Below are 25,505 nucleotides of genomic sequence, written 5' to 3'. Positions count from 1 at the left end.
CGATACAGGACACTGGACACATCAGACAAAAAATAAGACGATCCAGCCGTCTGGTGACCACTTTCCCCTATAAGAATAAAGTTGAATTATGTCTAACCAAGTCTCCACGCCCTTGCGGCGCGTCAGCATCCTGGCTATCGACCGGGTTTTCGCTTCCACCCTCATGCAAGCCAAGGATTTCTTCCACCTGGCCAGCCTGCGTTACGGCAAACAACTGGGCCAAGGCCTGACTCCGGCGTTCGAAACCCGCCTGGTCAGCCCCGACGGCAAACCGGTGAACAGCTTCAGCGATGTGATCATGCCGGTGGACGGCGGCCTGGAAAACGCCGACATCATTGTCCTTCCAGCCTTCTGGGACGATTTCGACACCCTTTGCCAACGTTATCCACAGGTCCTGCCCTGGCTGCGTCAGCAACATGCTCGCGGCGCAGTACTCTGCGGCGAAGCCACCGGGGTGTTCTGGCTGGCCGAGGCCGGGCTGCTCGACGGCAAGGAAGCGACCACTTACTGGCGCTTCTTCAATGCGTTTGCCGAGCGCTTCCCACGGGTTCAGCTCAATCAGGACAAGCACCTGACCGATGCCGACAACCTGTATTGCGCGGGCGGCACTACTTCGGCCTGCGACCTTTACATCTACCTGATCGAACGCTTCTGCGGCGCCAACGTGTCCCAGGCCGTGGCGCGGGACATTCTTTATGAAGTGCAGCGCAGCTACTCGCCAGGACGAATCGGTTTCGGCGGTCAGAAGCTGCACCAGGATGTGATCATCCTGCAGATCCAGCACTGGCTCGAAGAGCATTTCGCCGACAAATTCCGCTTCGAAGACGTGGCCCGCGAACACGGCATGAGCATCCGTAATTTCATGCGGCGCTTCCAGACCGCTACCGGCGACAAGCCGCTGCATTACTTGCAACGACTGCGCATCGAAACCGCCAAGGGCTTGCTGTCCGGCAGCCGCAAGAGCATCAAGACCATCAGCTATGAAGTCGGTTACGACGATGCGAGCTTCTTCGCGCGGTTGTTCCGCCAGCACACCGAGCTGTCGCCGAACCAGTATCGGCAGCAGTTTCAACAGGCTGCATAACTGTTGGTTTAGGCGCCGCCAAGCGGCGCCTGTTTCAGAATTAAACTGCAAACACCAAGAGTGTTTAAAGATAACGATCGCGTGATTATTTCCCTTACGTGAAAAACGGAATGCAGAGTACCGAGCAAGTCCTTTGTACGCTTGCGGGCCGCTGACTGAGAACCCCACTATATTCTTCCCGCCCGCTGAACTGCACTTCAGGGAAGATCAACAATGACCACAGAAACAAGTTCCCGGCTTCTCTCATTTAACGACAAGACCGAAAATCTCCAGGCTAAAAATAAATGGTCCGGCCGATTCCCAAATCCGCCGGACTTATGCTTTGACTACCGAGCGTTAATTGAGCAGGAACACGGCGTAGCAAAGGCAACTGACCCCACTCATAAAATATGCATCATTGGCGCAGGCGTTACCGGACTCACTGCCGCCCGAGAACTTTATCGTTGCGGTTTTACCGACGTGACAGTAATAGAACAATCGACACGCATTGGCGGCCGGCACCTGACCGTCCATGGCAGCCATCCAATAAAAGAAAGTCATACACCTTTCGAGATGGGCGCTATGCGTCTGCCATTTTTCAATAGAGAAAACGAGCCACCCAAAGAGGGTCGATCGTTGATGGCTTACTACGCCAAGGCATTTGACCTGGCGCTATCGGACTTCCCCAATCCGGGAAGTCAATGGGTGAGTTCGACAGGCATTTATCTTCAGGAAGGCAGTCTGGGTGGTCGCGCGGATCCGCACATGTTGATCTGGAAGAATGAAGACGGCCTGACGCCTCCACCCGACGAGGCGCTGCAAACGGTTTATGCCAAGTGGAAAGCCTTTGCCGCCAGGATGACTCGCCAGATTGCGCTGATCTACGCCACGCAGGAGTGGGAAGCCGTTTGGGCGGCCATCGTCGAAAGGTACGAGCGTATTTCGTTTCGCGATCTGGTCTGCATGCCGGTGCTGGAATCCTGGAACAAGGACAAACCCGGAGATTTCGGCGGAGTCGGAATGACCTCGCACGAATCCACCTTGTTCTATTCGATCGGCATCGGCGATGGTAGCTGGGGCGCTTTTTATGACGTGTGCGCGCTCTACCCGCTGCGCACCGCCATTTTCGGATTCAGCAGTCGCCTGCAACTGGTTCACGGTCGGGTCGATTCGTGCGGCGAACCGCTTCCCGCGCCTTACTTGCACAGCGACGCTGTTCTCGATGCGAAGGGCCTGCCTTTCGACAGCCCGCGCTACATCGGCCTCGCGGCGCTGGACGAATGCCTGCTGTTCATGAACACCGACAGCGCGTACATGTCGTTCTACGAGCATTGTCTTGAAAGAGGCGACGGTTTTTTCACCGATTCATCCGTCAACAAACTGCAGAAGCTGGACGATCAAAAAGTACGCGTCTACTACACATGGAAATTCAGCCAGCCCTGCCAATCGCAGGAACTGTTCGATGACTTTGACGCCGTCATCATGACCTTGCCTTCATGGTTGATTGAAACAGGTATCCGGCTCGAAAACTTCAATCAACAGATGCTGCCATTCGCGATGATCAACGCTTACAAAACAGCGCACTGGGAGACAAGTTGCAAAGTGTACGCCCCCTTGAACAAATCATTCCTTTCAAGCCAAACCCGAATCCCTCACGCCATTGTGACCGACAGTTTCATTCATGACGTATACAGCTATCGCTACAACGAGAATTATCCATACGACTGCATATTATTAAGTTACACATGGGAGGATGACGCCACCAAACTGGTGTTGTTCAACGACCAGGAACTGGTGGCGAAGTGTGTAGAGGAACTCGACCGGATACTGATGAATTCCGCCAATATCCAGCAGAAGATTTCTCCCTACATTAAAACCGAACATGCCGTGGTCCAACGCTGGATGACGGACAGAAACGCTTTGGGCTGTGCAAAGTTATACAGGCCAGGCACTTATTACGACGCGGTGAGCCTGATGAAGTACAACCGGGATTTCTCGCATGTTTCCGGTCTGTATTTTTCCGGCGAATCGTTTTCAGTCGATGCCGGCTGGACAGAGCCCTGTTTTCGCGGCGCCGTCGATGCCGTGATTCATATCTGCAATAAAACCGCAGCGGTGTTCAACGGCGGATTCTGCATGAGCGACTACCCGCACTACCGCGTCCGCAACTGACACCCGGCTCCCTCTCGGAACCAATGCGCCCTGCGCGTTGGTTCTGTTTCTGCGCAACCGCTCTATTACGCCATCCTGCGCCCCGGCAGAAGCATTCGGGCGCCCTGCCCTGCGCGATCTTCGGACACGGACTACAGCTCAAACGGAAGCCGCTGACTTACGCAAAAACGCCATTTCAACTCTTATAAACACGCAGTTAAACAGCGTGAATAACAATAAAAAGAGGTTATCGAGAATGAGCGAGCCAACAAGTCCTGTTCGTGTAGCAGTCGTGCAATTCGACCCACAAGTCGGCAAAGAGAAACGTGCAGGTAATTTGCGTCATGGTCTGGAGTTGGCCCTGGAGGCGGTAAACGGCGGCGCGAATCTCATCGTGCTGCCCGAGCTTTGCAGCACAGGTTATTTCTTCAGCAATCGGCAAGACGCGTTCGACCATTCGGAGGTGATTCCCGACGGGCCAAGTGTGAAAATCTGGGTGGACTTCGCTCGTCAACACAAGGTTTACCTGGTGGCTGGCTTGACTGAGCGCGATGGCATGCAGCTGTTCAACACCGGCGTTCTGGTCGGGCCTGACGGCTTTATCGGCAAGTATCGCAAAGCCCATTTGTGGAACCTGGAAAAGCTTTGGTTCACCCCTGGAGATTTGGGCTTTCCGGTTTTCGACACGCCTATTGGCCGTATCGGATTGTTGATCTGCTGGGATATCTGGTTCCCGGAAGTGCCGCGAATCCTCAGTCAGCAAGGCGCAGACATCATTTGCAGCCTGAACAACTGGGTGTGGACGCCTCCGCCGCTGTTCGATGACGCCGGCAAGTGCATGGCGTCATACCTGACCATGACGGCCGCACACGTGAACAACGTGTTTATCGCCGCCGCTAGCCGGATCGGCGAAGAGCGTGGAGCTCGTTACCTGGGTTGTTCACTGATTGCCGGCACCAATGGTTGGCCGATTGGCGCGGTGGCGTCAGCGGACAAGGAAGAAATCCTGTTTGCCGATATCGACCTGACCAGCTCCCGCAGTGCGCCGATCTGGAACAACCTGAACGATCTGCATCGCGATCGTCGCACCGATCTCTACGATCAAATGCTCGGTTACACCCAGCACCCTTGTCTGCCGCGCTGATAAGGGGACATGCCTGATGGAAACCACAACCGAAAGAAACCGTCTTGCCGGCAGGTCGCCGCTGGATCTTGCGATCATCCTGCTGATGATCGGCACGACACTGCTGATTGTCTGGCTTTCATTCACCTACCGTTCCGCCTGGGAAGCGCATTGGCCAAGTTACAGTGACATGGTCTCGAGTCTCCCTGAACCCGGCGCCTGGTTGCGCTGGGTACTGGGCGACATCAGCGAGGTTGCGTTCTACAAACACGAGTTCGCTTCTATCGGGCTGTTGGCCGGCGCCTATCTGGCTTATTGGGCGAATCGAACGGGAAAAGCCTGGCAAGGTTTTGCCATCTCCTATGGGACGCGATTATGGCCGTGGCTGGTGACCAGTTCGTTGCTTGGGCTGTTGCTGAGTAATCTGCTGTGGGGCTGGACGGTCACGGCCACCAGTTGGCAACCGACGTTTGCGGCGTTTGTTTCACTGCCGGCGGCGATGGTGCTGATGTTCGGCAGAGGCTGGAAGGTCACGATCAATGGCGCAATCATGGGTGCCGTGTTCGTCACTCCGATGTGCTTGTTGATCGTCAATTACGTCTGCAACCCCCTCGGATTGCCGGCGGTGATCGGCAATGTCACGGGCATGGCTGTCGCCAGCGTCGGCGCTTTTCTGGTATGTCGTTACCTGCCGAGCCTGGTGAAGTCCGAGCCATCCAAGAAGCCGTCTCCCCCTGTGCCCGTACCCGCCATCACCAAAACGCCCGATTATGGTGTCGTGTGGAGCCTGCGCCGGGTGTTGGCCGACTTTTCGGAAGCGCCGTTCTTTGGCAACGAATGGGCCAGTCTCGGGTTGATCGCGGGCGCGTTGATGGCTTACACCTTGAACCCCACAAGCCCGGCGTATGGCACGGGCTTGCTGCCCCAACTGATCGCCGCGCAAGCGTTGACCTCGGCGTTAGGCGTAGTGATCTGGCGTCAGCAATGGATATTGCGCGGCTGGTATCCCACCTACGTTCCGTTGGTGTCAGTCGTACCGGCGGCCGTTCTGACGTACGGCGGCAGCTGGCAGGTCATCACCTCAAGCGCACTGCTGGGGGCATTGATTGCGCCACCACTGGCCTGCGCGATTGCCAAGCGGGTGCCGGCCTACATGCATGCCTACATCGGTAATGTCCTGTCCATGGCCATCAGCACGTTGCTGATCATTCCGGTTATTGGACTGCTGGTAGTCAGCTAACGAACGTCGCGACTGGCGCACAAAAAAGGCCTGCAATGCAGGCCTTTTTCACTTTCCGAAATCCTACGGTTTGTGCGCCCGGGACAGGAATTCATGAGACTGCATTTCCAGCAGACGGCTGAGGGTGCGCTGGAACTCGAAGTTCAGGCGACCGCCGGTGTAGAGGTCTTTGAGCTCGACTTCAGCGGAAATGATCAGCTTCACGTTGCGGTCGTAGAACTCGTCGACCATGTTGATAAAGCGTCGGGCGATGTCGTCGGTGGTGACGCTCATCTGCTCGACACCGCTGAGCAACACGGCATGGAAGATCTTGCCCAGTTCGATGTAGTCGTTCTGGCTGCGCGGGCCGTCGCAGAGTTCGCGGAAGTCGAACCAGGCCACGTCATCGCAGGTACGCAAGGCACGGATTTCGCGGTTCTCGATCATCAACACATCGTTCTCGATGGCTGCCGTGCATTCCGGCGTCAGGGCGCGGAAGCTCTTGCGCAGGCTTTCGTGGGACGCATCATCCAGCGGAAAGTGGAACAGCTCCGCTTGCTCCAGGTGACGCAGACGATAATCGACGCCGCTGTCGACGTTGACGATCTCGGTGTTCTGCTTGATCAGCGCAATGGCCGGCAGGAAGCGCGCACGTTGCAGGCCGTCCTTGTACAGACCGTCCGGCACGATGTTCGAAGTCGCGACCAGGGTCACGCCGTTCTTGAACAGCTCTTCCATCAGCGTGCCGAGGATCATCGCGTCGGTGATGTCGGACACGAAGAACTCATCGAAACAAATCACCCGGGCTTCGTCGGAGAAGCGTTTGGCGATGATGGTCAGCGGGTTTTTCTCGCCGCCGAGGGTCTTCATCTCTTCGTGCACGCGCTTCATGAAACGGTGGAAGTGAGTGCGGACCTTTTCCTTGAACGGCAGCGCTTCGAAGAAGGTGTCGACCAGATAGGTCTTGCCACGGCCGACGCCGCCCCAGAAGTACAGACCCTTGACCGGTGCCGCGTCTTTCTTGCCAAACAGTTTGCCGAACAGACCCGGTTTGCTATGCGAGGCCGCGACCAGATCGTCGTACAGGCGCTGCAAATGGCGCACCGCAGTTTCCTGCGCGGCGTCATGGAAGAATTCCGGGCGTTTCAGATCAGCTTGATATCGTTCTAGGGGCGTCATAATTCGTTAGCAAGGCAACAAAAACGGGCCGTCACTGTAGCGACGGCCCGTGGGAATGGCAATCGGCCCTTGGTCGGGCCGAGCCGTTGATTTATTCCTGAACCGGCGTCAGAGCAACCCGCAGGGTCTCGATGGCAGCATCGCGAGCGGCGCTGTCAGCAAAGGCCGGGCTGTCGGCAACGCACTCGCCTTCGAGCCAGACGCTGAAGCTCAGGTCTTCATTGCGCACGTCCAATGGCTGACCCGATTGCAGTTGCTTGGTCACCTGGCCTGCGGTTTTACCGTCGGCGAAGTTGCGCGACAACAGCAGTTGTTCGCCATCGGCCGCCAGCAGACGGAAGCGGAAACTGCCGTCGTCTTCACGGAAGCTGACGAAACGCGCGGCTTTCGCGGCTTTTTTCTTGGTGGTGGCAGCGACTTGAGTCTGAGCGACAAAAGAGCGCAGGCCCACCGCTTCACGCAGTTCGTGGAGGAACGGTGTCGCCACCGAACGAGCCTTTTTGGCGCCGATCTGCAGCATGTCTTCCAGGTCTGCCGGACGTTCGATCAGCTGGTGATAACGCTCGCGGGACTCGCCCAGCTCGCTGTCGAGCAGCTGGAACAGACGATTCTTCGCCTCGCCCCAACCCAGGCCCTGCAACAATTCGCTGCGGAATTCGTCGGACTGCGCCGGGGTGGCGAAGGCCTGGAACAAGGTGAACAGGTGCGAGTTGTCCGGATCTTTCGCCTCGCCCGGCGCACGGGAGTCGGTAACGATCCGCGAAATCGCGTCCTTCATTTCCTTGGCGCTGCTGAACAAGGGAATGGTGTTGTCGTAGCTCTTCGACATCTTGCGACCGTCGAGGCCTGGCAGCGTGGCGACGCTTTCTTCGATCAGCGCCTCGGGCATGGTGAAGAATTCTTTGCCCTGACCGAACAGATGGTTGAAGCGCTGGCCGATGTCACGGGCCATTTCCACGTGCTGGATCTGGTCACGACCGACCGGCACCTTGTGGGCGTTAAACATCAGAATGTCCGCGGCCATCAGCACCGGGTAGCTGTACAAGCCCATGGTGATGCCGGCGTCCGGGTCTTCACCGGTTTCGACGTTCTTGTCCACCGAAGCCTTGTAGGCGTGGGCACGGTTGAGCAAGCCCTTGGCGGCGACGCAGGTCAGCAGCCAGGTCAGCTCAGGGATCTCCGGGATGTCGGACTGACGGTAGAACGTCACGCGGTCAACGTCCAGGCCACCGGCCAGCCAGGTCGCGGCGATTTCCAGACGCGAGCGCTGGATGCGCAGCGGGTCATCGCATTTGATCAGGGCGTGGTAGTCGGCCAGGAAGTAGAACGAATCGGCATTGCTGTCACGGCTGGCGATGATCGCCGGACGGATGGCGCCGGCGTAGTTGCCCAGGTGCGGCGTGCCGGTGGTGGTGATGCCGGTGAGGATGCGGGTACGAGTCGTCATGGGTAATCGCTTGTCAGACTGCAATCAATTCGAAAGACGCGGCAGGATCAGATCCTTGAGATCGGTCAGCTTGCCATGAAAAAAGTGTCCGCATTCTGCCACTTTCAGCAGCTCATGGGGGCGCTCGAGTTTCGAGGACCAGTCGTAGACGGCTTGCGGATCGATGACTTCGTCGGTTTCCGGCTGGATCAGTGTCAGCTCGCCGTGTTGCGGCAGTTGATCCTGATCGCTGAGACGCATGACAGCGGGCGCGACCATGAACAAATGTTTCAGCTGTTCGCCCTTCGCTTCCAGCCGTCCGCCGAGACTGGCGGCAACAAAACCGCCGAAGGAGAAACCGAACAGCGTCAGCGGCAACTCAGGGTGTTTGGCTCGTAGCCATTCGGCAACGGCCTGGGCATCGTCGACTTCGCCGGTGCCCATGTCGTGCGCGCCTTCACTGGCACCCACGCCACGGTAGTTGAAACGCAAAGTAATCAAACCGGCGTCGCGCGCTGTGCGCTGCAAGGTCGAGACGACTTTGTTGAGCATGGTGCCGCCCTGCACCGGGTTCGGGTGGCAGATCAGCGCAATGCCGCGTGGCTGCTCGCTGTCCAGATACAAGCTCTCTAATTGACCGACCGGGCCATCAATCACTACAGGGGTTTCGCGCATAAGCAAGGAAGGAACTCCGTGACCTCGAATCGGGTCGACTCGTCTAGCAAATTGTCTGTGCCAATCTATTGCGAGTGAATCGCGGTATACAGCGCAGGTTCGAGCCGTTAACGTAAAGCAAAGCCGTTTATAGAGGAAGGACTCGTGGAACACTCGCTCTTAGTTTGGTTGTTGCCGACTCTTGCCCTGGTTGTGGGTGTCGCCATTGGTTTCCTGATCGCTCGCCTGGTGCCGAATGCTGCGCCTAGCAGCACACAACGTCAGCTGGATGACATTCAGGAACGCTTCGATAGTTATCAGAATGAGGTGGTCACCCACTTCAACAGCACTGCAACACTGGTCAAGAAGCTGAGTCAGAGCTATCAGGACGTGCAGGATCATCTCGCCGAGGGTGCCAACCGCCTGGCCCTGGACGAGCAAACCCGCCAACGCCTGCTGGCCTCGCTGCACGCCGATGCGGCAGCCGCCCCACGGGAACGCCTGACGCCGCCGCGCAATCAGGAGCCGCCTCGCGACTACGCTCCCAAAGCCCCGAACGCGCCGGGCATGCTCGATGAGCATTACGGCCTGAAGAAGTAATCAGGTTTAGCGCGATACAAAAAGCCTCCGGATGAGTGATTGTCCGAGGGCTTTTTTATTGCTGATCCAATATCTCTAGCGCCCATTCGGGCCCTATCGCGAGCAGGCTCGCTCCCACATTTGGAATGCGTTCCCCTGTGGGAGCAAGCCTGCTCGCGCAGGGGCCAGTTCTGGCGACACAAAAAAATGCCCGATCACTTAAGGATCGGGCATTTAGTATCAGGGAGACATCAGCCCCTTATGGGTACTGCTGAACCGTACCTGGTTGTTGCTGGCCACCATACTGCTGACCCGGAATCGCCTTCAGGTTGACCTCGACCCGACGGTTCTGCGCCCGGCCATTGACGTCACCGTTGCTGGCAATCGGGTTATCCGGGCCGGCACCGCGAGCTGACAGGTTGGCGCCGCTCACACCTTGAGACGTCAGGTAAGTCGCCACGCTCTGGGCGCGACGCTGGGACAGGTCCATGTTGTGCTGACGGCTGCCGGTGCTGTCGGTGTAGCCGACGATCTCGATCTGGTTCTGGCTGAACTCCTTGAGCGAGCCCGCCAGATTGTTCAGTGGCTGGTAGAAACCCGACGCGATGTTCGCCGAATCGGTGGCGAAGGTGATGTTACCCGGCATGATCAGTTTGATCTGATCACCCTGGCGCTGCACTTCCACCCCGGTGTTGGCCATGCTGGCGCGCAGCTTTTTCTCTTGCTGGTCGGCGTAATAACCGTAACCGGCGGCGGAAGCACCCACCACCGCAGCGCCAATCAGCGCGCCCTTGCCACGGTTATCGTGACCGATGGCGGCACCGGCCAGAGCACCGGCCAGAGCGCCGAGGCCACCGTATTTAGCGGTTTTGCTCATGCCCGTGGAACCACCATCGGCCTGGCCCTGGTTGTCGTAAGGGTTAGGCGAGGCGCAGCCAGACAACAAGGCCACAGCCGTAGCGACAATAATCAAACGCTGCTTGGTGAACATGTAGAGCTCCTACTTTTTGCATTCTGTGGTGCAACGGACCAAGGCATTAAACCTTTGCGGGCGTTGGATCATGGCGGATGAAAATAATTCCGCCACGCCCTTCACAACATTAGATATCACGCCCGCACAAAAGGGTTCTCGCGCATTTCATCGCCCAGACGGGTGTCCGGACCATGCCCGGTCACCACCGTCGCCTCTTCGTCGAGGGTGTACAGCCGCTGCTTGATCGACCGCACGATGGTCGCCTGATCGCCACCCCACAAATCCGTGCGCCCTACCCCGCGACGAAACAACGTGTCACCGGCAATCAGCAGCTTAGCCTCTGAAAACCAAAAGCTCATGGAACCCGGCGTATGACCCGGCGTATGCAACGCCACGCCGCAGCCGCAGGCCAGTTCTTCATCATCGGCCAACCAGCGATCCGGCGGCGGCACCGGCGTGTAGGGCACACCGAACATCTGGCATTGCATCTCCAGGTTGTCCCAGAGGAATTGATCTTCTTTATGCAGGTGCAGGGTTGCGCCGGTTTTTTCCTTCAACTGACCGGAAGCCAGGAAGTGATCGAGGTGCGCATGGGTGTGAATGATGCTGACCACCTTCAAGCCCAGTGCGTCGAGCCGCGCCAGGATCAGTTCGTGATTACCGCCCGGATCGACCACGATGGCCTTTTTGGTGATCGGGTCGCCGATGATCGTGCAGTTGCACTGCAACGGGCCGACCGGGAAGGTTTCGCGGATGAGGGCTGTATTCGGGGTTTGCATGGGTTTAATCCTGGTGCCAAGGCTGGGTACTGCGGTTATGATCCGCAAAATTGATAGGTTATCCTCGCGCCGCGCCTATTTGAAACAGGACGGCAGGAAGCCAATGCCTGGCTCAAACGACTCTTGAAGCGCTTTTTTGTAACGCTCAGCCCAAAAAGGATAATCCCATGCAAGAAGACTATCTCCTTCGTCAGGACATTAAAGGTATCGAAGCCTGGACACAGGCCTGAACCATGCCTGAGATTCCGGAAGACTTCAGCTGTAAAACGGCCTGCGCGTTTGTGGCAGGACGCGAACACCTCAGCACTCAAACGCCTTGTCAGGACTATGTCGCGGCCAGAGAGTCCAACGAGGTGACCTGCATTTCATTGGCCGTAGGGGCTGGCTCCAGATCCGACATCGGCGCCCAGGTAGCGGTCACCGCAACCCTGGCCTTTGTCTGCAAAAACTTTGAAAGCCTTTGGCAAAACATGGACAAACACAACGCGAAGGCCGCCCAGCGCCTGGTTAATCGCTGCCTGGACGCGTTCAGACGCAAAGCTGCAAAGCTCAGCGGCGATATCAACGACCTGGCCTGTACCTTGTCGTTTGTCGCTTACTCACAAGGCCGCTACCTCGCAGGTCACCTGGGCGATGGCGTCATCGCAAGCGTTGACGCGGACGGACAACTTCAGGCCCTTTCTCATCCAGAAAATGGCGAGTCGGCCAATACCGCCCCGTTGCTGACTGACCATAAAGCGGCGTCGCGACTCAGGTTGTACCGTGGGCAAATCGAAGCCACGACTGGCTTCGCGCTCATGAGCGACGGCACCGCGCAAAGTCTCTATGACAAATCCAGCGGCGTCCCCGCCCCGGCGCTCCAAAAGCTGCTGGAGTGGAATGCAGCGCTGCCCAGAAAAAAAGTAAGGGAAGTGTTGGGTGACCACTTGCAACAGTCCATTGCCAGTAAAACCGAAGATGACTGCTCCATAGGCTTACTGTCGATCCTGAAGCGCTCCATCGACGTGGTGCAGACATCCGGAGTGACTGCCTCAGAGGAGAGATGACCGAAAACCTCTGATCGCAAGGCCCAACGTGTTTCAAAGGTCTTCAAACAGCGATTACTGCAATACACCCAAGTCTTTCGCCCTGGCGACCGCTTGCGTTCGCCGCTCCACCCCAAGCTTGCTGTTGATATGGCTGGCGTGAGTTTTTACGGTGTGCAGCGAGATAAACAGCTGATCGCTGATCTCCTGATTTGAACAGCCCTGGGCGATCAGTCGCAGAACAGCCATTTCCCGCGTACTGAGTTGTTCCGCGGTGGCGGATGACTCCACTGCGGGACGGGCTGTCACTGCTGGAAGTTTTTCTGCAAGGCTCTGTGACACGGGCGTCGGTGCACCGAGTTGAAGTTGTCCACGCAGCCAGTCCGGATGTTCAGCCAACAACCTGTCAAACGGTTGCAGCACTCCCCCGGCCGCCGCTTCCAGCGCCTGACTAAGGGCCTTGCGGGCCTCGGGTTCGCGCCCGCCCCCCAGCAATAACGTCACTTTCTGAGTCAGTGCCATCACGCTGAGCAGCTGCCTGCCGGTTTGCTGCCCATGCTCAAGCAACGCGTTCAATCGTCCTTCGGCCAGCATCGGCTGTCCCTGAATGACCTCCAGCAAGGCTTGCTGCAACTCGATATGCAGCGGCAGTTGCGGATGAAACTCCGGAGGGGCTGCCGCGTGTTCGCCGTTGTAGGTCTGGCCCAAGCGAGCGAGCCAGGCTTCGGCCAGATCGGTACGCCCCTGAGCCAGCCAGAGTTCGCATTTCACCAGGGTGATCATCGCCAGGTAGTAGATCGGTGGCACGTCCCAGATGTGCATCAGGCGCTCGGCTTCGGCGAGTTCGGCGAAGGCTTTGGCGAATTCACCGCTGATGCCTTCAAGCCTGGCGATTACGCAGTGGCCGATCAATACGCTGATATCGCGACAGGCGCGTGCTTCATTCAAACCGGTTTGCAAGCGTGCCCGCGCAGCTTGGGGCTGCAATCGCAGGGCTAACAAAAAGCCTTCGTACAACGTCAGTCGGGCGCGGACGGCATACAGCCGTTGCGGGGATAACCCTTGCAGGCGTTGCAGGCCCTGGCGCACTTCATCCAGCGCACGAAGGATTTCCCCTCGCGCTTGCAGCACGCGAGCGCGGTCGTAATGGGCCAGCGCTTCGAACAGCGGGTTGCCGACCCGTTGCGCCAACTCGAGAGATTCACGGTTCAACCCGCGGGCACGCCACAAGTCGCCGTCGGCAATGGCCAGGTTGGACAGGGTCGAGAGGCACATCAAGCGTTGCCCGTAGCGTTTGGCGGGCAGGCTCTCCTGCGCTTCGGTGCAGTAGAGCAGCGTCAGCTCGCGATTGCCGCGCCCGCGGGCGATGATCCCGCTCAGGGCCAGCCATTGCGCCAGCATGGATTTCTGCGCAGTGGCCGACGGGGCCGGCAGGAAGCGACTCAAATGACTGGCCAGCTCCTCGGCGGCGTCCAGCTGACAGGCCAGCCCCAACGCCCAGCTGTACAGCACGATCAGCCGTGGTGTGCTGACCAGCAGGCTGTCGGGCAAGTCCATTTTCCAGCGCAGCAACATGCCGACGTTCTGTTCGGCCAACAGTTGTTCTTCGGAGAGGTTCTGCACCAGGTTCGCCGCGACGTCCAGGTGCCCGGCGCGCAATGCCTGCTCCACCGCCTCGTCGAGCAGCCCCTGGGCATTGAACCAGCGACAGGCGCGCAGGTGCAGGCTGGCCGCCGGTACCATCGCTTGCGCGGTAGGCCGGGTACGCAACAGGTCGGAAAACAAATGGTGGTAGCGATACCAGTGACCGTTTTCATCCAGTGGCACCAGGAACACCTGATGGGCCAGCAGAAATCGCAGGATCTCGGCACTGTCATGGGCTTCGCGAACGGCGTCGCACAGTTCGCTGCAAAAGCGTTCCTGAGGTGCGGTGTCGTAAAGGAATGACTGCACCTCGGCGGGCAGACAATCGATGACTTCTTCGAGCAGATAATCGCGGATCAGCCCTTCCCCGCCATGCAGCGTCTGCGGCAAGGCACCCTGGGAGCCCGCCTCAGACGCTGCCAGCAGCCAGAAACGCAGTCCGGCGACCCAACCTTCGCTGCGCTGGATGAGACTCTCCAGCGCTTCGCCGCGCAAGGAACTGCTGTGCCGATCAAGCAGGGTCAAAGCCTCATCGTGAGTCAGGCGCAAGTCCTGTTCATTCAACTCCAGCAGTTGCCGCGACAGGCGCAGGCGCGCCAGATGCCAGTCCGGCCGCTGCCGACTGGTGACCATGACCAGCAAGCCGTCAGGCAGGTGATTGAGGAAAAATTGCAGGCAGCGATCGAGCACCGGGCCCTGCGCCAGATGGTAGTCATCCAGCACCAACAGCAGGGGCGTGCTCGTAGACAGGTGCACGGCCAACTCATCGAGCAAACCGTCCAGCCATTCTTCAAAGGCAAACGGCTGGTGCCGCTGGCGCATTTTCAGCAGTCCCAGTGACTTGCTGCCCAGTTGCGGAAAAAAGTCCTGCAGGCCTTCGAGCAACCGCTCGAGAAAACGTCCGGGATCGCTGTCTCGCGGACTCAACCCCAACCACAGACTTTGCCAGTGAGCCGGCAAGCCCTGACAGAACTCCACCGCCAACGAACTCTTGCCAAACCCCGCCGGTGCGCTGACCAGCAACAGCCTGCCACCGAGGCCCGCACTCAGGCGCTCGCATAGGCGAGGCCGCAGCACATGGCCGTCAGGCAACGGAGGCCGAAAAAAACGCCCGTCCAGTGCCGCGACGGCAACGCTTGCAGGGCCCGGGTGTGGGGACAGATCAGTCATGGCCGGCTCTTGTTTGAATGACGGTTGGCGGCGTTGCAGATGTCCGCAGCCTAGCGGTAAACGAAGAGGGAATGAAGGTTATTGCTACAAATGGCTACAAAAAGACCGTAGGAGCATGGCTTGCCCGCGATTGGGTTGACGCGGTGTATCGACAATCATGCGGTGGTGATACGGACGCCATCGCGAGCAAGCTCGGCTCCCACAAAAAAAACGCCCCGAACCAGTCGGGGCGTTTCTCGAGGATGCGGCCTCTGTTCAGGGCAGCTTAGCGAACGCCTTCCTGGCGCAGAGCGGCCGGAGTGAAGTCGCTGGTGGTGGCGGTGAAGCCGAAGTCATAGGCAGACTTCTCTTCGTTCTTCATGCCCAGGGCCAGGTAACGGCCCGATTGCAGGTCGTACAAGGTTTCGAGGGCGTACCACGGCACTTGCTTGTCGTAGTAGTTCTCGGAGTGAGCCTCGGCGACACGCCACAGTTGCCCGCGACCGTCGTAGTGGTCGACCACCGCCGCCTGCCAGGTGTCTTCGTCGATGTAGAAGTCACGTTTGGCGTAGATGTGACGCTGACCTTCCTTCAGGGTCGCGACCACATGCCAGACCCGACGCAGTTCATAGCGAGCCAGGTCCTGGTTGATGTGGCCGGCCTTGATGATGTCGGCGTACTTCAGTTGTGGCGAATCGAGCTTGTAGCTGTCGGAGGCGATGTACATCTCTTTTTTGCCTTCGAGCTTCCAGTCATAGCGATCCGGCGCACCGTTGTACATGTCCAGGTTGTCGGAGGTACGCAGGCCATCGGCAGCGGTACCCGGCCCGTCATAGGACACTTGTGGTGCGCGACGCACACGGCGCTGACCGGCGTTGTAGACCCACGCCGATCGCGGCTCTTTCACCTGGTCGAGGGTTTCGTGTACCAGCAGCACACCACCGGCCAGACGTGCCGGCGCGGTCACTTTCTGCTTGAAGTAGAACAGGATGTTGCCCGGGTTCGCCGGATCGTAATCCTTCATCTTGTCGCGGAACACGAACTGGTCCTGGAAGTACACCAGGCTATACGAGCCGTTCGGCTGCGGCGTGGCCTGGGTTATCAGACGGGTCACACTGCCGCCGCGATAACGGGTGATATGGTTCCAGATGACTTCAACGCCACTTTTCGGAATCGGGAACGGGATCGCGGTTTCGAAGTTTTCCAGACCGTTGCCGCCGGACACCAGTTTAGTGTTGGTGGCGTTTTTCTTGATGGAGGCGAACACGTCATCCGGCACGGTGGCACCGCGATGGGACGGGTAGACCGGCATCTTGAAGGATTCCGGGTAGCGCTTGAACATCGCGTACTGGCCCGGCGCGAGCTTGTCCTTGTACTGGTCGACGTTCTGCGCGGTGATGGTGAACTGCGGTTTTTCACTCGCGAACGGATCAGACAGAAAACCCTTGCTGTCCACGCTACCGGCGTTTTTCGCCATCGGCTTCCAGGCCGGGATCGATCCGTCAGCGTTGCCCGCCATCTCGGCGCCCATCGGGGTCAGGCTCTTGCCCAGTTTGTCCGCTTCGGCCGCAGGGACCGCTGCCATGACGCCGGTCGCCAGCAGCGAAAGCCCCAGAACACCGACGTGGAACAGACTCTTTGTTATTTTCATAGGTGTGTTCGTCCTGATAATGCAGTGCTTAGAAGTTCACGCCGAAGCTGAGCGCAACGAAGTCGCGGTCATCGACGGTGGTGTACTTGCCATCAAAGAAGTTGGTGTAAGCCAGGCTCGCGGTGTAGGTGTTCTGGTACTCGGCATCGACGCCCAGGCTTACCGCTTTGCGACCTTCCTCGAAGTTGCCGCCAGGGCCAGGCGAGTAGCCTTCCACGTCATGAGACCAGGCCACGTTCGGCTTGAGGTTCACGCCGGCGAATACGCTGTTGTATTCCCAGATGGCACGACCGCGATAACCCCAGGAGTTTGCAGTGGTGAACCCGTCGTTTTCGCAGTAGCGACTCACGTTGTTTTGCGGTCCGCCGGCCAGGGTGCCGGTGTTCAATGTCTGGCACTGACCACCCGGCAATGGACCAGGGCCGTAGCTCGGGTCACGGCCGTAACGCGCTTTGTCAGTGCTTTCCAGACCGCCAACGTGGGTAAAGCCGACCTCGCCCACCAGAGTCAGTCGCTCAGCACCCATCACCTGGTCGAAGAAGTGAGTAAGGGTCGTCTGGAGCTGGGTCACTTCCTTGCGGCGATAGCCTTTTTGATCCGCTCCTGGCGTACCCTGGAGCACGGAAACGTTAGGGTTCAGCGGTGTCAGACCGGAAAAGAGAATGTCGGTGGTGTTGAGCTGAACCGGAGCATTCGGCCGGTAGCTGACTTCACCACTCCACGCGGTACCTGTCGGTAACGTAGTAGAGAAGCTCAAGCCATACAGGCGAATATCTTCAGGGTACTCGACGTAGTAGCTGGAGTTACCGGCCACATTCAATGGCAACAAGGTCGGTGCCAGGTTACGCGCGACAGCGAGAGGAACACCCCTGGCCACCAGCGAGCCCACCAGGCCCGCCGCGCTGTAAGCGCTCGCCGGAGCACCTTGACCGCTGAAAATCGGCGCACGGCTGTGGTAGTTCATGAAGTAGGCGCCGAACTCGGTGTCCAGCGGATCGAACATGTATTTGAAGGACACGCCAAATTGACCACTGTCGCGGGCATCGCGATCCGGACCGCGACGAACGATGACGCCTTCATCCGGATCACCCCAGTTCACGCCCCTGGCAGCCAGGGTGTTGATGCTGGCGTTACGCAACGAAGCCGGCAGCCCCGCAGCCGTCAGTGCACTGTTAAGCCCGTTACGGGTGCGCAGTACGGCCAGGTTGTTGTCGCAGCCATCCGAAATCACGTCCGGTTGCGAGAAGAAGGTGCCGCAGTTGTCGGTTACGGTCTGGTCCCATTCGAGCTGGTAGAAGGCTTCGGTCGAGAGGTTCTCGGTGAGGCTCTGGGACACGTAGAACATGTTGACCGGGATCAGGCCTTCCTTGATCTCGGCACCAGGACGACGGAACGCGGACACGTCGATCGGGTTGATCGAGTTGATACCACCGCCGATGAAGGTACTTTCACCCCAACTCACTACTTGCTTGCCCAGACGCACGGAGCCCGGCTGATCGGCAACGGAGTAGTTGTGGTAGACGAAGGCGTCGAGGATCTGGCCGCCGGAGGACTTGGCGCCTTCCTTGCGGTTACTGTCGCTGATGTCCTTGAACGGACGATCTTCATCCTTGAGTTCAAAGTCGTACCAGTATTTGCCACGGACGAAAACGCCGGTGTCGCCATATTTCAATTCAAGGTCATGGATGCCCTTGAAGATCTTGGAGAACGTTTCGCCGCTCTTGAAGTTCAGGTGACCGTCGTCGGATGTCTGGGACAGGCCACGGCCGCCGTTGTTGACGCCGATGAGGTTCTTGTTGGCACTTTCAGTCGACCAACTGGCACCGACCGACAGGGACGAGTCGAACTGACCTTCGATTTCACCAACGTTGAAACTGACGCCGAATGCTGGCCCGGCGAGCGTAGAGGCAAGACTGACCGCCAGGGGCAGTTTTGCCCGGCGCCAGAACTGGTTTACTGATGTCATCGACGCTACTCCATGTGCATTATTGTTATGGCAGTGAGCACTTCTAAAAACGCTGTGGATGACTGGAAGCCAAGGTATCCCTAAGTCATGCCAAAGTTGCATCGCCCCGTTTTGTGCGTTTGCTCCGTTCTTAAAAATCCTTGAGCGGACTATAGCCAGCAGGTAGTACTGCTTGATCCCTCTAAAGTGTGATTTGCAGCTGCCAACCACTCTGGAACAGTCCTTTGCCAAGCCGACACCCGTCGGCACGCCAAGGATGGCTGAAATTTCAGATTTGACAAGCCAAGCGCTTGCTTGGTGGGGCTGGCGTGCCCTTTTGAGCACGCCAGGTCACGCTTAAAGCGTCGAGAGGAAGGTGCTGTTGTTGGCTTGCCACTCGGTGATGTCGACGCGAATACGCTTCTTGTCGAGTTTGCCGACACTGGTCTTGGGAATTTCAGTAACAAGGGCGATCTGGCTCGGGATGGCCCACTTGCTCAGGTGCCCCAGTTCCACGAACGGCTTGAGGTGTTCTTTCAGTTCTTTGGCCCCGATCTCATGGCCTTCGCGGACCACCAGCAGTGCGAACGGACGTTCGCCCCACTGCGGATCGGCGATGCCCACAACTGCTACTTCGCGTACCGCAGGGTGGCGGCTGATCAAGTCTTCAAGGTCCAGGGAGGAGATCCACTCGCCGCCGGTCTTGATCACATCCTTGATCCGGTCGCGAATGTCGATCACACCCATGCTATCCAGAGTCGCTACGTCACCGGTGTGCAGCCAGCCCCCGGCCCAGAGCTCGGCGCCCTTTTGCGGTTCGTTGAAATAGCCCTCGGTGAGCCATGGTGCACGCAGCACCAGTTCGCCTTGGGTCTCGCCATCGGCGGGCAGGAAGTTGCCGTCGGTGTCGACGATCGCCGCCTCCACCAATGGCCCCGGCACACCGGCCTTGATCCGGTACGTGGTGCGTTCGTCTTCGGTGCCGGCCATCAGCTCGTCGTTGAGGTGCGCGCACGAGATCAGCGGTCCGGTTTCCGACATGCCGTAAGCGGCGGTCAGCTGAATGCCATTGGCCTTGGCGGCTTCGTACAACGTGCGGTTCAACGCACTGCCGCCGATCACAATTTTCCAGCCACCAAAGTCGGTACCTTGCGCGGCCTTGGAATTAAGGAGCATTTGCAGAATGGTTGGCACGCAATGGGAAAAGGTGACCTTCTCCTTGCGCCACAGCTCTACCAGGTACTCAGGGTCATAGCGACCGGGATAGACCTGCTTGAGCCCGAGCATGGTCGCCACATACGGCAGGCCCCAGGCGTGCACATGGAACATCGGGGTGATTGGCATGTACACATCGTTGGTGCCCAGCAACCGCACGCTGTCGATGGCGCCCATGATGGTCGACACACCCATGGTGTGCAGCACCAGTTGCCGATGGGTGAAGTACACACCTTTGGGATTACCGGTGGTGCCAGTGGTGTAGAACGTGGTCGCGACCGAGTTTTCGTCGAAGTCCTGGAAGTCGTACTGCGGGCTCGCCGCCGCCAGCAACTGCTCGTACTCGCCGATGAGGTTCGGCAAGTCGGCGGTTTTCTGCGGCAGGTCGGTCAGCAGCAGGGTTTTCTCTACCGTGGTCAAGTGCCCGGCAATGGCCTGATACAATCCGACGAACTCGCTGTTGACCAGCACAAAGCGGTCCTCGGCGTGGTTCATGGTGTAGAGGATCTGTTCCGGTGACAGGCGCACGTTGATGGTGTGGATCACCGCGCCGATCATCGGGATAGCGAACATGCATTCCAGATAACGATGGCTGTCCCAGTCCATTACCGCCACGGTATCCCCGGCCTTGACGCCGGCCGCCGTCAGCACGTTGGCCAGCTTGGCGACCCGTTCGATCAGGGTCGGATAGCTGTAGCGCAACTGGTCGCGGTAAATGATCTCGCGGGTTTTTTCATAACGAGCGCCGGACATCAGCAGCCGTTTGATCAGCAGCGGATACTGGTAAGCGCCTTCGGCTGGAGGGATAACGCGAGTCTGCAACATAAGAGTCCCTTTTCTGACTGCACAGTCGTGGCTGAAAGCAAGCACTTTAGTGCCCTTGGACGTCAGCCAAATCAGCCAAAGGAATGATTTGCAGAACCGGGCAAAATGCTAGCTTTGCGCCACCATCCGGCATGTTTCGACAGGAATTCGGGATTTGCGCTGTAAAATGTTGCAACGCATGTACGTAACACTTGTCTGTGAGCATACGTACCATACGGACACGATGAGCCGATCGGTTGGCAGCCCAACAGTTGCCCCAGGTCACCCGACCTCAACCTCATCTTCAAGAGAAGGATCTTGCCCACTAGACCTGTCTGGTCAAACGCCATCGGTATTGCATATAACAATGACTATTGAATTAACCACCCCCGAGAACTCCCCATCGTCACAAGCGCCTCTGGTTTCCATCGTGGCGTCCTGCTTCAACATGCAAAAATTTCTGGAAGAGGCCATCAAGAGCATCTTCGCCCAGGACTACCCGAACTTCGAAGTCATCATCGTGAATGACGGGTCCAGCGACGACAGCCTCGCCACACTCAAGCGATTGCAACAAACCTATGACTTCCAGCTGTATTCGCAACCGAACCAGGGTGTGAGCGCAGCGCTCAACCACGGCTTGCGATACGCCAAAGGCGTCTATGTGACGACGCCGGACCTGGATGACATCATGTTGCCGGGGTCATTGCGCATTCGCGCCGAATACCTGGACCAGCACCCGAACGTCGGCTGCGTGGGTGCGCTGATCAGCTACATGGACAGCGATGGCAACACCATCAAGCAGCAACAGCGCGACAAGATCCACACCTACAACTTCGATCAGGTCCTCAGAGGAGCCGTCGTGATCGGCGCCCCTGTTGCGCTATATCGCATGAAAGCGATGCGAAGTGCCGACTTCTACGCGCCGAAACTGCGGGTTCAGGACTTTCAGATGACGTTGCGGATTGCCCGGCTGGGTTATGAGATCCATGAATTGCCGATCTGCATGACCCGCTATCGCCGCCATGCCAACAACCTGTCGAGAAAATACCGGATATTGCTCCAGGCGGACCTTGAGGCGATCGCGCCGTACGTGAACCACCCCGGCTATCAGAGCGCCCGCACCAAACTGGTGAACAAGGCCCTCAAATATGCCGTGGTCGAAGACAAGAAAGAAGCCTGGCAACTGTTGCGCTCGATTCCCTGGCGGCACCTCAATAGAACCAGCTTCAAACGCTTCAAGCGGCTGGTATTACATCGCTAGCCGCCTCACCGGGCCTCAGTGCATCTCGGTAAATGCGAGTTTCACACCAATGGCGATCAGTACCGCGCCCATGGTCCGATCGAACCAGTGGCCCATCCGGGCAAAACCTGCGCGCACGCGCTGCTGGCTGAACAGCATCGCCACCAGGCAGAACCATACCGCGGTGGCCACCGCGAGGTAGATACCGTAGCCCGCCTGTACCGCCAGCGGCGTGTGCGGATTGATCACCACGGTGAACAGCGAAAGGAAGAACAGCGTCGCTTTCGGGTTCAGACCGTTGGTCACGAAACCCGAAGTGAAGGCGCCGCGACCAGTGCGCTCGCCCGCTTCCTTGTGCAGATCGTCAGCCGCAGGTTGGGCCGGTTGTGCTCGCAGGGCCTTGAAGCCGATGTACAGCAGGTACGCCGCGGCCGCCCATTTCAGGGCATTGAACAACACGATCGACTGGGACACGATCAGGCCAATGCCCAGCAGCGAATAGCCGACGTGCAGGAAAATCGCCGTGCCGACACCCAGCGCCGTCCAGGTGCCAGCGCGCCGACCATGGGTCACGCTCTCACGCACCACCACGGCAAAGTCCGGGCCGGGGCTGGCCACGGCCAGCAGGTGAATCAGGGCAACGGTCAAAAACTCTGTCCAGTACATGGGGGATCCTTTTTGGGCAGGGCGATCAATAAAAAACTCTTAGGTCGACTTCACTTCTGTGCCAACTATCAAATCTGTGGCGGGAGCTTGCTCCCTCGCCACAGGTGTTTCATCTGATAGGCTCGGCAGATTACGCCTTCAGTTCATTGCACAAAAGGTACAGTTGATGACGAACACTCACCGCGCCGTTTTCCTCGACCATCCGTCCCTGGACCTGGGCGACCTCGACCTCAGCCCGTTGCAAGAGTGTTTCAGCGACTTACAGCTTTTCGCCCAGACCACGCCGGACCAGGTGATCGAACGCCTCAACGGCGCCACCGTTGCCATCAGCAACAAAATCCTGATCGACGCCGCCGCCATCGCCGCCAGCCCAGAGCTGAAGCTGATCCTGATCACCGCCACCGGCACCAACAACGTTGACCTCGCCGCCGCCCGCGCCCACGGGATTACCGTCTGCAATTGCCAGGGTTACGGTACGCCGTCGGTGGCGCAGCACACAATCATGTTGCTGCTCAATCTGGCAACGCGCTTGGCCGATTATCAAAAGGCTGTTGGCGACGGTCGCTGGCAGCAGGCGAAACAGTTCTGCCTGCTGGATTACCCGATTGTCGAACTGGAAGGCAAAACCCTCGGCCTGCTCGGTCACGGCGAACTGGGCGGCGCAGTCGCACGACTGGCCGAAGCCTTTGGTATGCGCGTACTGCTCGGTCAGATTCCCGGGCGACCTGCCCGACCGGATCGTTTGCTACTGGAAGAACTGCTGCCGCAGATCGACGCGCTGACCCTGCACTGTCCGCTCAATGAACACACCCGTCACTTCATCGGAGCCCGTGAACTGGCCTCGATGAAACCCGGTGCGTTCGTGGTCAACACCGCGCGCGGTGGCCTGATCGACGAACAGGCCCTGGCCGATGCCTTGCGCAACGGTCACTTGGGTGGTGCGGCCACCGACGTGTTGAGCGTCGAGCCACCGACCGCTGGCAATCCGCTGCTGGCCCACGACATTCCACGGTTGATTGTCACCCCGCACAACGCCTGGGGCAGTCGCGAGGCGCGCCAGCGGATCGTGGGCCAGTTGACCGAAAACGCGCAGGGATACTTCAGCGGTAAAGCACTGCGGGTCGTCAGTTGATAGACTGCGGCACTTTTTTTACAGGAGCAGAGTATGGATCCGCGCAGTGAAGTACTGCTTCGTCAGGCCGAGTTATTCCAGGGTTCGGTGCTGCTGGCCGGTTTGCCCGCCGATGACCTGCTGGGCCGTCTGCCCGACGCTCATGGCTGGTGCTGGCATGCCGGCGATCAAGCAGCGCTGGAGGCCCGCTTCGCCGAGCGCAGCCATTTCGGTGTGAATGCGCCGGAGCGCACGTTCGACACCGCCGTGGTGTTTCTGCCCAAGTCCAAGGACCTGACCGACTACATCCTCAACGCCCTCGCCTCCCGGCTGGCCGGTCGCGAGTTGTACCTGGTGGGGGAAAAACGCAGCGGCATCGAAGGCGCGGCCAAGCAACTGAACCCCTTCGGCAAACCGCGCAAGCTCGACAGCGCACGGCATTGCCAACTCTGGCTGGTTACCGTGGCCACAGCGCCAGAAGCCAGGTCGCTGGAAAGCCTGGCCCAGACGTATGAGCTGCCGCTGGCCGAAGGTCCGCTAAAAGTCATCAGTCTGCCGGGCGTGTTCAGCCACGGTCGGCTGGATCGCGGCAGCGCGCTGTTGCTGGAGCATCTGGACAAATTGCCGAGCGGCCATTTGCTGGACTTCGGTTGCGGCGCCGGTGTGTTGGGAGCAGCGGTGAAACGTCGCTATCCACACAACCAGGTCACCTTGCTTGATGTGGATGCGTTTGCCGCCGCCAGCAGTCGCCTGACATTGGCTGCCAACGGTCTGGAAGCTGATGTGATTACCGGTGACGGCATCGACGCAGCACCCATGGGTTTGAGTGCGATTTTAAGCAACCCACCGTTCCATGTCGGCGTACACACCGATTACTTCGCTACCGAGAACTTGCTGCGAAAAGCCGCCAAACATCTGAAAAACGGTGGCGAACTGCGCTTGGTGGCGAACAGCTTCCTGAAGTACCAACCGCTTATCGAAGAGCACCTCGGCGTGTGCGCAATCAAGGCCGAGGGACAGGGTTTCAGAATCTATCGGGCCAAACGCGGCTGATCAATAAGTGCTTGCCTAACGGATTTTGCCTAGGCAGAATCCGCTCCGTCCTAGGGGAGTAGTCTCCCACGAGCGCCATGCTCGTCCGGCATACGTCAACATACTTGGTCAACAGACCATGGCGTATGCGACCCAAGCGTCCGCATCAGACGGTTCGCAGGGTTTGACAAGACCTATGACACGAACACCTTACCCGGGGCGGGAAGGCTGTACGTGTCATAGCCGTGTCGACCCGCCCCTTAGGAAAACCCTGATGCTGGATTCACTTCTCGTTCCCACCGCAATTGTTGCCTTGGCCGAAATCGGCGACAAGACGCAACTGCTCGCGCTCATTCTCGCCGCTCGCTTTCGCAAACCCTGGCCGATCATCGCCGGTATCGTCGCTGCAACCCTGGCCAACCACGCTGCAGCCGGCGCGGTAGGTGCCTGGGTCGGTAGTTTCTTCTCGAATGCGACGCTGCACTGGATCCTCGCCGCGAGCTTCGCCGCGACCGCATTGTGGACCCTGGTGCCGGACAAGATGGATGACGACGAAGCCAGCACTGCCCGCAAATTCGGACCGTTCCTGACCACGCTGATCGCGTTTTTCCTTGCGGAGATGGGCGACAAGACTCAAGTCGCCACGGTGATGCTCGCGGCGCAATACCCGGAGTTGTGGCTGGTGATCATCGGCACCACCGTCGGGATGCTGATTGCCAACGTGCCAGTGGTTTTGGCGGGTAATTTTGCGGCGGACAAACTGCCACTGACTTTGATTCGTCGCCTGGCGGCGTCGGCGTTCTTCATCCTCGCCATTGTCGCGGTGTACAAGGCGATGCAGAGCAGCGGTTGGGTTTGACGGTTTAGGTCGATAGAC

20 protein-coding genes and 1 riboswitch are annotated in these 25,505 nt (G+C 58.7%); of the genes, 10 read left to right on the top strand and 10 right to left on the bottom strand.

The window, feature by feature from the left end; translation table 11 throughout:
* The first annotated feature begins 187 nt into the window (after positions 1-187).
* From ACYZUA_RS07525 to ACYZUA_RS07510, 4 genes are all read left to right on the top strand, one after another.
* A complete protein-coding gene (locus ACYZUA_RS07525; RefSeq protein WP_173860460.1) occupies positions 188-1,084 on the top strand; it encodes a GlxA family transcriptional regulator in 897 nt (298 codons plus the stop codon).
* Positions 1,085-1,297: 213 nt separating this feature from the next.
* Complete coding sequence (locus ACYZUA_RS07520) at positions 1,298-3,235, top strand: flavin monoamine oxidase family protein (RefSeq protein WP_461962605.1); 1,938 nt, start codon at positions 1,298-1,300, stop codon at positions 3,233-3,235.
* Between the two features lie 235 nt (positions 3,236-3,470).
* The gene (locus ACYZUA_RS07515; protein ID WP_461962604.1) at positions 3,471-4,358 is read left to right on the top strand and encodes a nitrilase family protein; all 888 of its coding nucleotides are present in this window, start codon (positions 3,471-3,473) and stop codon (positions 4,356-4,358) included.
* A 16-nt stretch (positions 4,359-4,374) separates the two neighbouring features.
* Positions 4,375-5,577 (top strand): hypothetical protein, encoded by a 1,203-nt coding sequence (locus ACYZUA_RS07510; protein WP_461962603.1) that lies wholly within the window; start codon positions 4,375-4,377, stop codon positions 5,575-5,577.
* 63 nt (positions 5,578-5,640) lie between these two features.
* Here the strand turns inward: ACYZUA_RS07510 and zapE are convergent, their stop codons facing one another.
* The 3 genes from zapE to ACYZUA_RS07495 all read right to left on the bottom strand — a co-directional run bounded on the left by zapE (position 5,641) and on the right by ACYZUA_RS07495 (position 8,836).
* On the bottom strand, positions 5,641-6,735 hold the full coding sequence (gene zapE, locus ACYZUA_RS07505; protein ID WP_008155962.1) for a cell division protein ZapE: 1,095 nt from the start codon (positions 6,733-6,735) through the stop codon (positions 5,641-5,643).
* A 91-nt stretch (positions 6,736-6,826) separates the two neighbouring features.
* Entirely contained in the window at positions 6,827-8,182 is a 1,356-nt protein-coding gene (locus ACYZUA_RS07500; protein WP_309674811.1) for a tryptophan--tRNA ligase, read from the bottom strand.
* 24 nt (positions 8,183-8,206) lie between these two features.
* Positions 8,207-8,836 carry an alpha/beta hydrolase gene (locus ACYZUA_RS07495; RefSeq protein ID WP_461962602.1) on the bottom strand — a complete coding sequence of 210 codons (630 nt, stop codon included), beginning with the start codon at positions 8,834-8,836 and terminating at the stop codon, positions 8,207-8,209.
* Positions 8,837-8,980: 144 nt separating this feature from the next.
* Between ACYZUA_RS07495 and ACYZUA_RS07490 the strand changes: the two genes are divergently transcribed.
* Complete coding sequence (locus ACYZUA_RS07490; RefSeq protein WP_309674813.1) at positions 8,981-9,415, top strand: Z-ring associated ZapG family protein; 435 nt, start codon at positions 8,981-8,983, stop codon at positions 9,413-9,415.
* A gap of 238 nt (positions 9,416-9,653) precedes the next feature.
* Here the strand turns inward: ACYZUA_RS07490 and ACYZUA_RS07485 are convergent, their stop codons facing one another.
* Positions 9,654-10,385, bottom strand: a complete 732-nt coding sequence (locus ACYZUA_RS07485) for an OmpA family protein (protein WP_461962601.1) — start codon at positions 10,383-10,385, stop codon at positions 9,654-9,656.
* A 116-nt stretch (positions 10,386-10,501) separates the two neighbouring features.
* Positions 10,502-11,146, bottom strand: a complete 645-nt coding sequence (locus tag ACYZUA_RS07480) for an MBL fold metallo-hydrolase (protein ID WP_046048274.1) — start codon at positions 11,144-11,146, stop codon at positions 10,502-10,504.
* Positions 11,147-11,379: 233 nt separating this feature from the next.
* Between ACYZUA_RS07480 and ACYZUA_RS07475 the strand changes: the two genes are divergently transcribed.
* Positions 11,380-12,192: a PP2C family serine/threonine-protein phosphatase gene (locus tag ACYZUA_RS07475; RefSeq protein ID WP_461962600.1), complete on the top strand. Its 813-nt coding sequence runs from the start codon at positions 11,380-11,382 to the stop codon at positions 12,190-12,192.
* A 54-nt stretch (positions 12,193-12,246) separates the two neighbouring features.
* Here the strand turns inward: ACYZUA_RS07475 and ACYZUA_RS07470 are convergent, their stop codons facing one another.
* The 4 genes from ACYZUA_RS07470 to ACYZUA_RS07455 form a co-directional block, all read right to left on the bottom strand.
* Positions 12,247-14,985, bottom strand: a complete 2,739-nt coding sequence (locus ACYZUA_RS07470) for a LuxR C-terminal-related transcriptional regulator (RefSeq protein WP_461962599.1) — start codon at positions 14,983-14,985, stop codon at positions 12,247-12,249.
* A 265-nt stretch (positions 14,986-15,250) separates the two neighbouring features.
* Complete coding sequence (locus ACYZUA_RS07465; RefSeq protein ID WP_461962598.1) at positions 15,251-16,615, bottom strand: DUF1329 domain-containing protein; 1,365 nt, start codon at positions 16,613-16,615, stop codon at positions 15,251-15,253.
* Positions 16,616-16,643: 28 nt separating this feature from the next.
* Positions 16,644-18,581, bottom strand: coding sequence for a DUF1302 domain-containing protein (locus tag ACYZUA_RS07460; protein WP_461962597.1), 1,938 nt, complete (start codon positions 18,579-18,581; stop codon positions 16,644-16,646).
* Between the two features lie 336 nt (positions 18,582-18,917).
* Positions 18,918-20,600 (bottom strand): fatty acid--CoA ligase, encoded by a 1,683-nt coding sequence (locus ACYZUA_RS07455; RefSeq protein WP_461962596.1) that lies wholly within the window; start codon positions 20,598-20,600, stop codon positions 18,918-18,920.
* 346 nt (positions 20,601-20,946) lie between these two features.
* Here ACYZUA_RS07455 and ACYZUA_RS07450 point away from each other — a divergent pair, with 346 nt between their 5' ends.
* On the top strand, positions 20,947-21,840 hold the full coding sequence (locus tag ACYZUA_RS07450; RefSeq protein WP_461962595.1) for a glycosyltransferase family 2 protein: 894 nt from the start codon (positions 20,947-20,949) through the stop codon (positions 21,838-21,840).
* Between the two features lie 15 nt (positions 21,841-21,855).
* Here the strand turns inward: ACYZUA_RS07450 and ACYZUA_RS07445 are convergent, their stop codons facing one another.
* Positions 21,856-22,485 carry a LysE family translocator gene (locus ACYZUA_RS07445; RefSeq protein WP_461962594.1) on the bottom strand — a complete coding sequence of 210 codons (630 nt, stop codon included), beginning with the start codon at positions 22,483-22,485 and terminating at the stop codon, positions 21,856-21,858.
* A gap of 166 nt (positions 22,486-22,651) precedes the next feature.
* Here ACYZUA_RS07445 and ACYZUA_RS07440 point away from each other — a divergent pair, with 166 nt between their 5' ends.
* The 3 genes from ACYZUA_RS07440 (at position 22,652) to ACYZUA_RS07430 (ending at position 25,487) form a co-directional block, all read left to right on the top strand.
* Positions 22,652-23,617: a 2-hydroxyacid dehydrogenase gene (locus ACYZUA_RS07440; RefSeq protein WP_461962593.1), complete on the top strand. Its 966-nt coding sequence runs from the start codon at positions 22,652-22,654 to the stop codon at positions 23,615-23,617.
* Between the two features lie 33 nt (positions 23,618-23,650).
* Positions 23,651-24,649 carry a methyltransferase gene (locus ACYZUA_RS07435; protein WP_461962592.1) on the top strand — a complete coding sequence of 333 codons (999 nt, stop codon included), beginning with the start codon at positions 23,651-23,653 and terminating at the stop codon, positions 24,647-24,649.
* A gap of 40 nt (positions 24,650-24,689) precedes the next feature.
* A riboswitch (yybP-ykoY riboswitch) is annotated at positions 24,690-24,814 on the top strand.
* 88 nt (positions 24,815-24,902) lie between these two features.
* A complete protein-coding gene (locus ACYZUA_RS07430) occupies positions 24,903-25,487 on the top strand; it encodes a TMEM165/GDT1 family protein (protein ID WP_095130427.1) in 585 nt (194 codons plus the stop codon).
* The last annotated feature ends 18 nt before the right edge of the window (positions 25,488-25,505 follow it).

Source organism: Pseudomonas sp. LS2P72 (assembly GCF_054897865.1).
The sequence above is the reverse complement of the archived record's forward strand: the minus strand, read 5'-3'. Positions and strand labels throughout refer to the sequence as shown.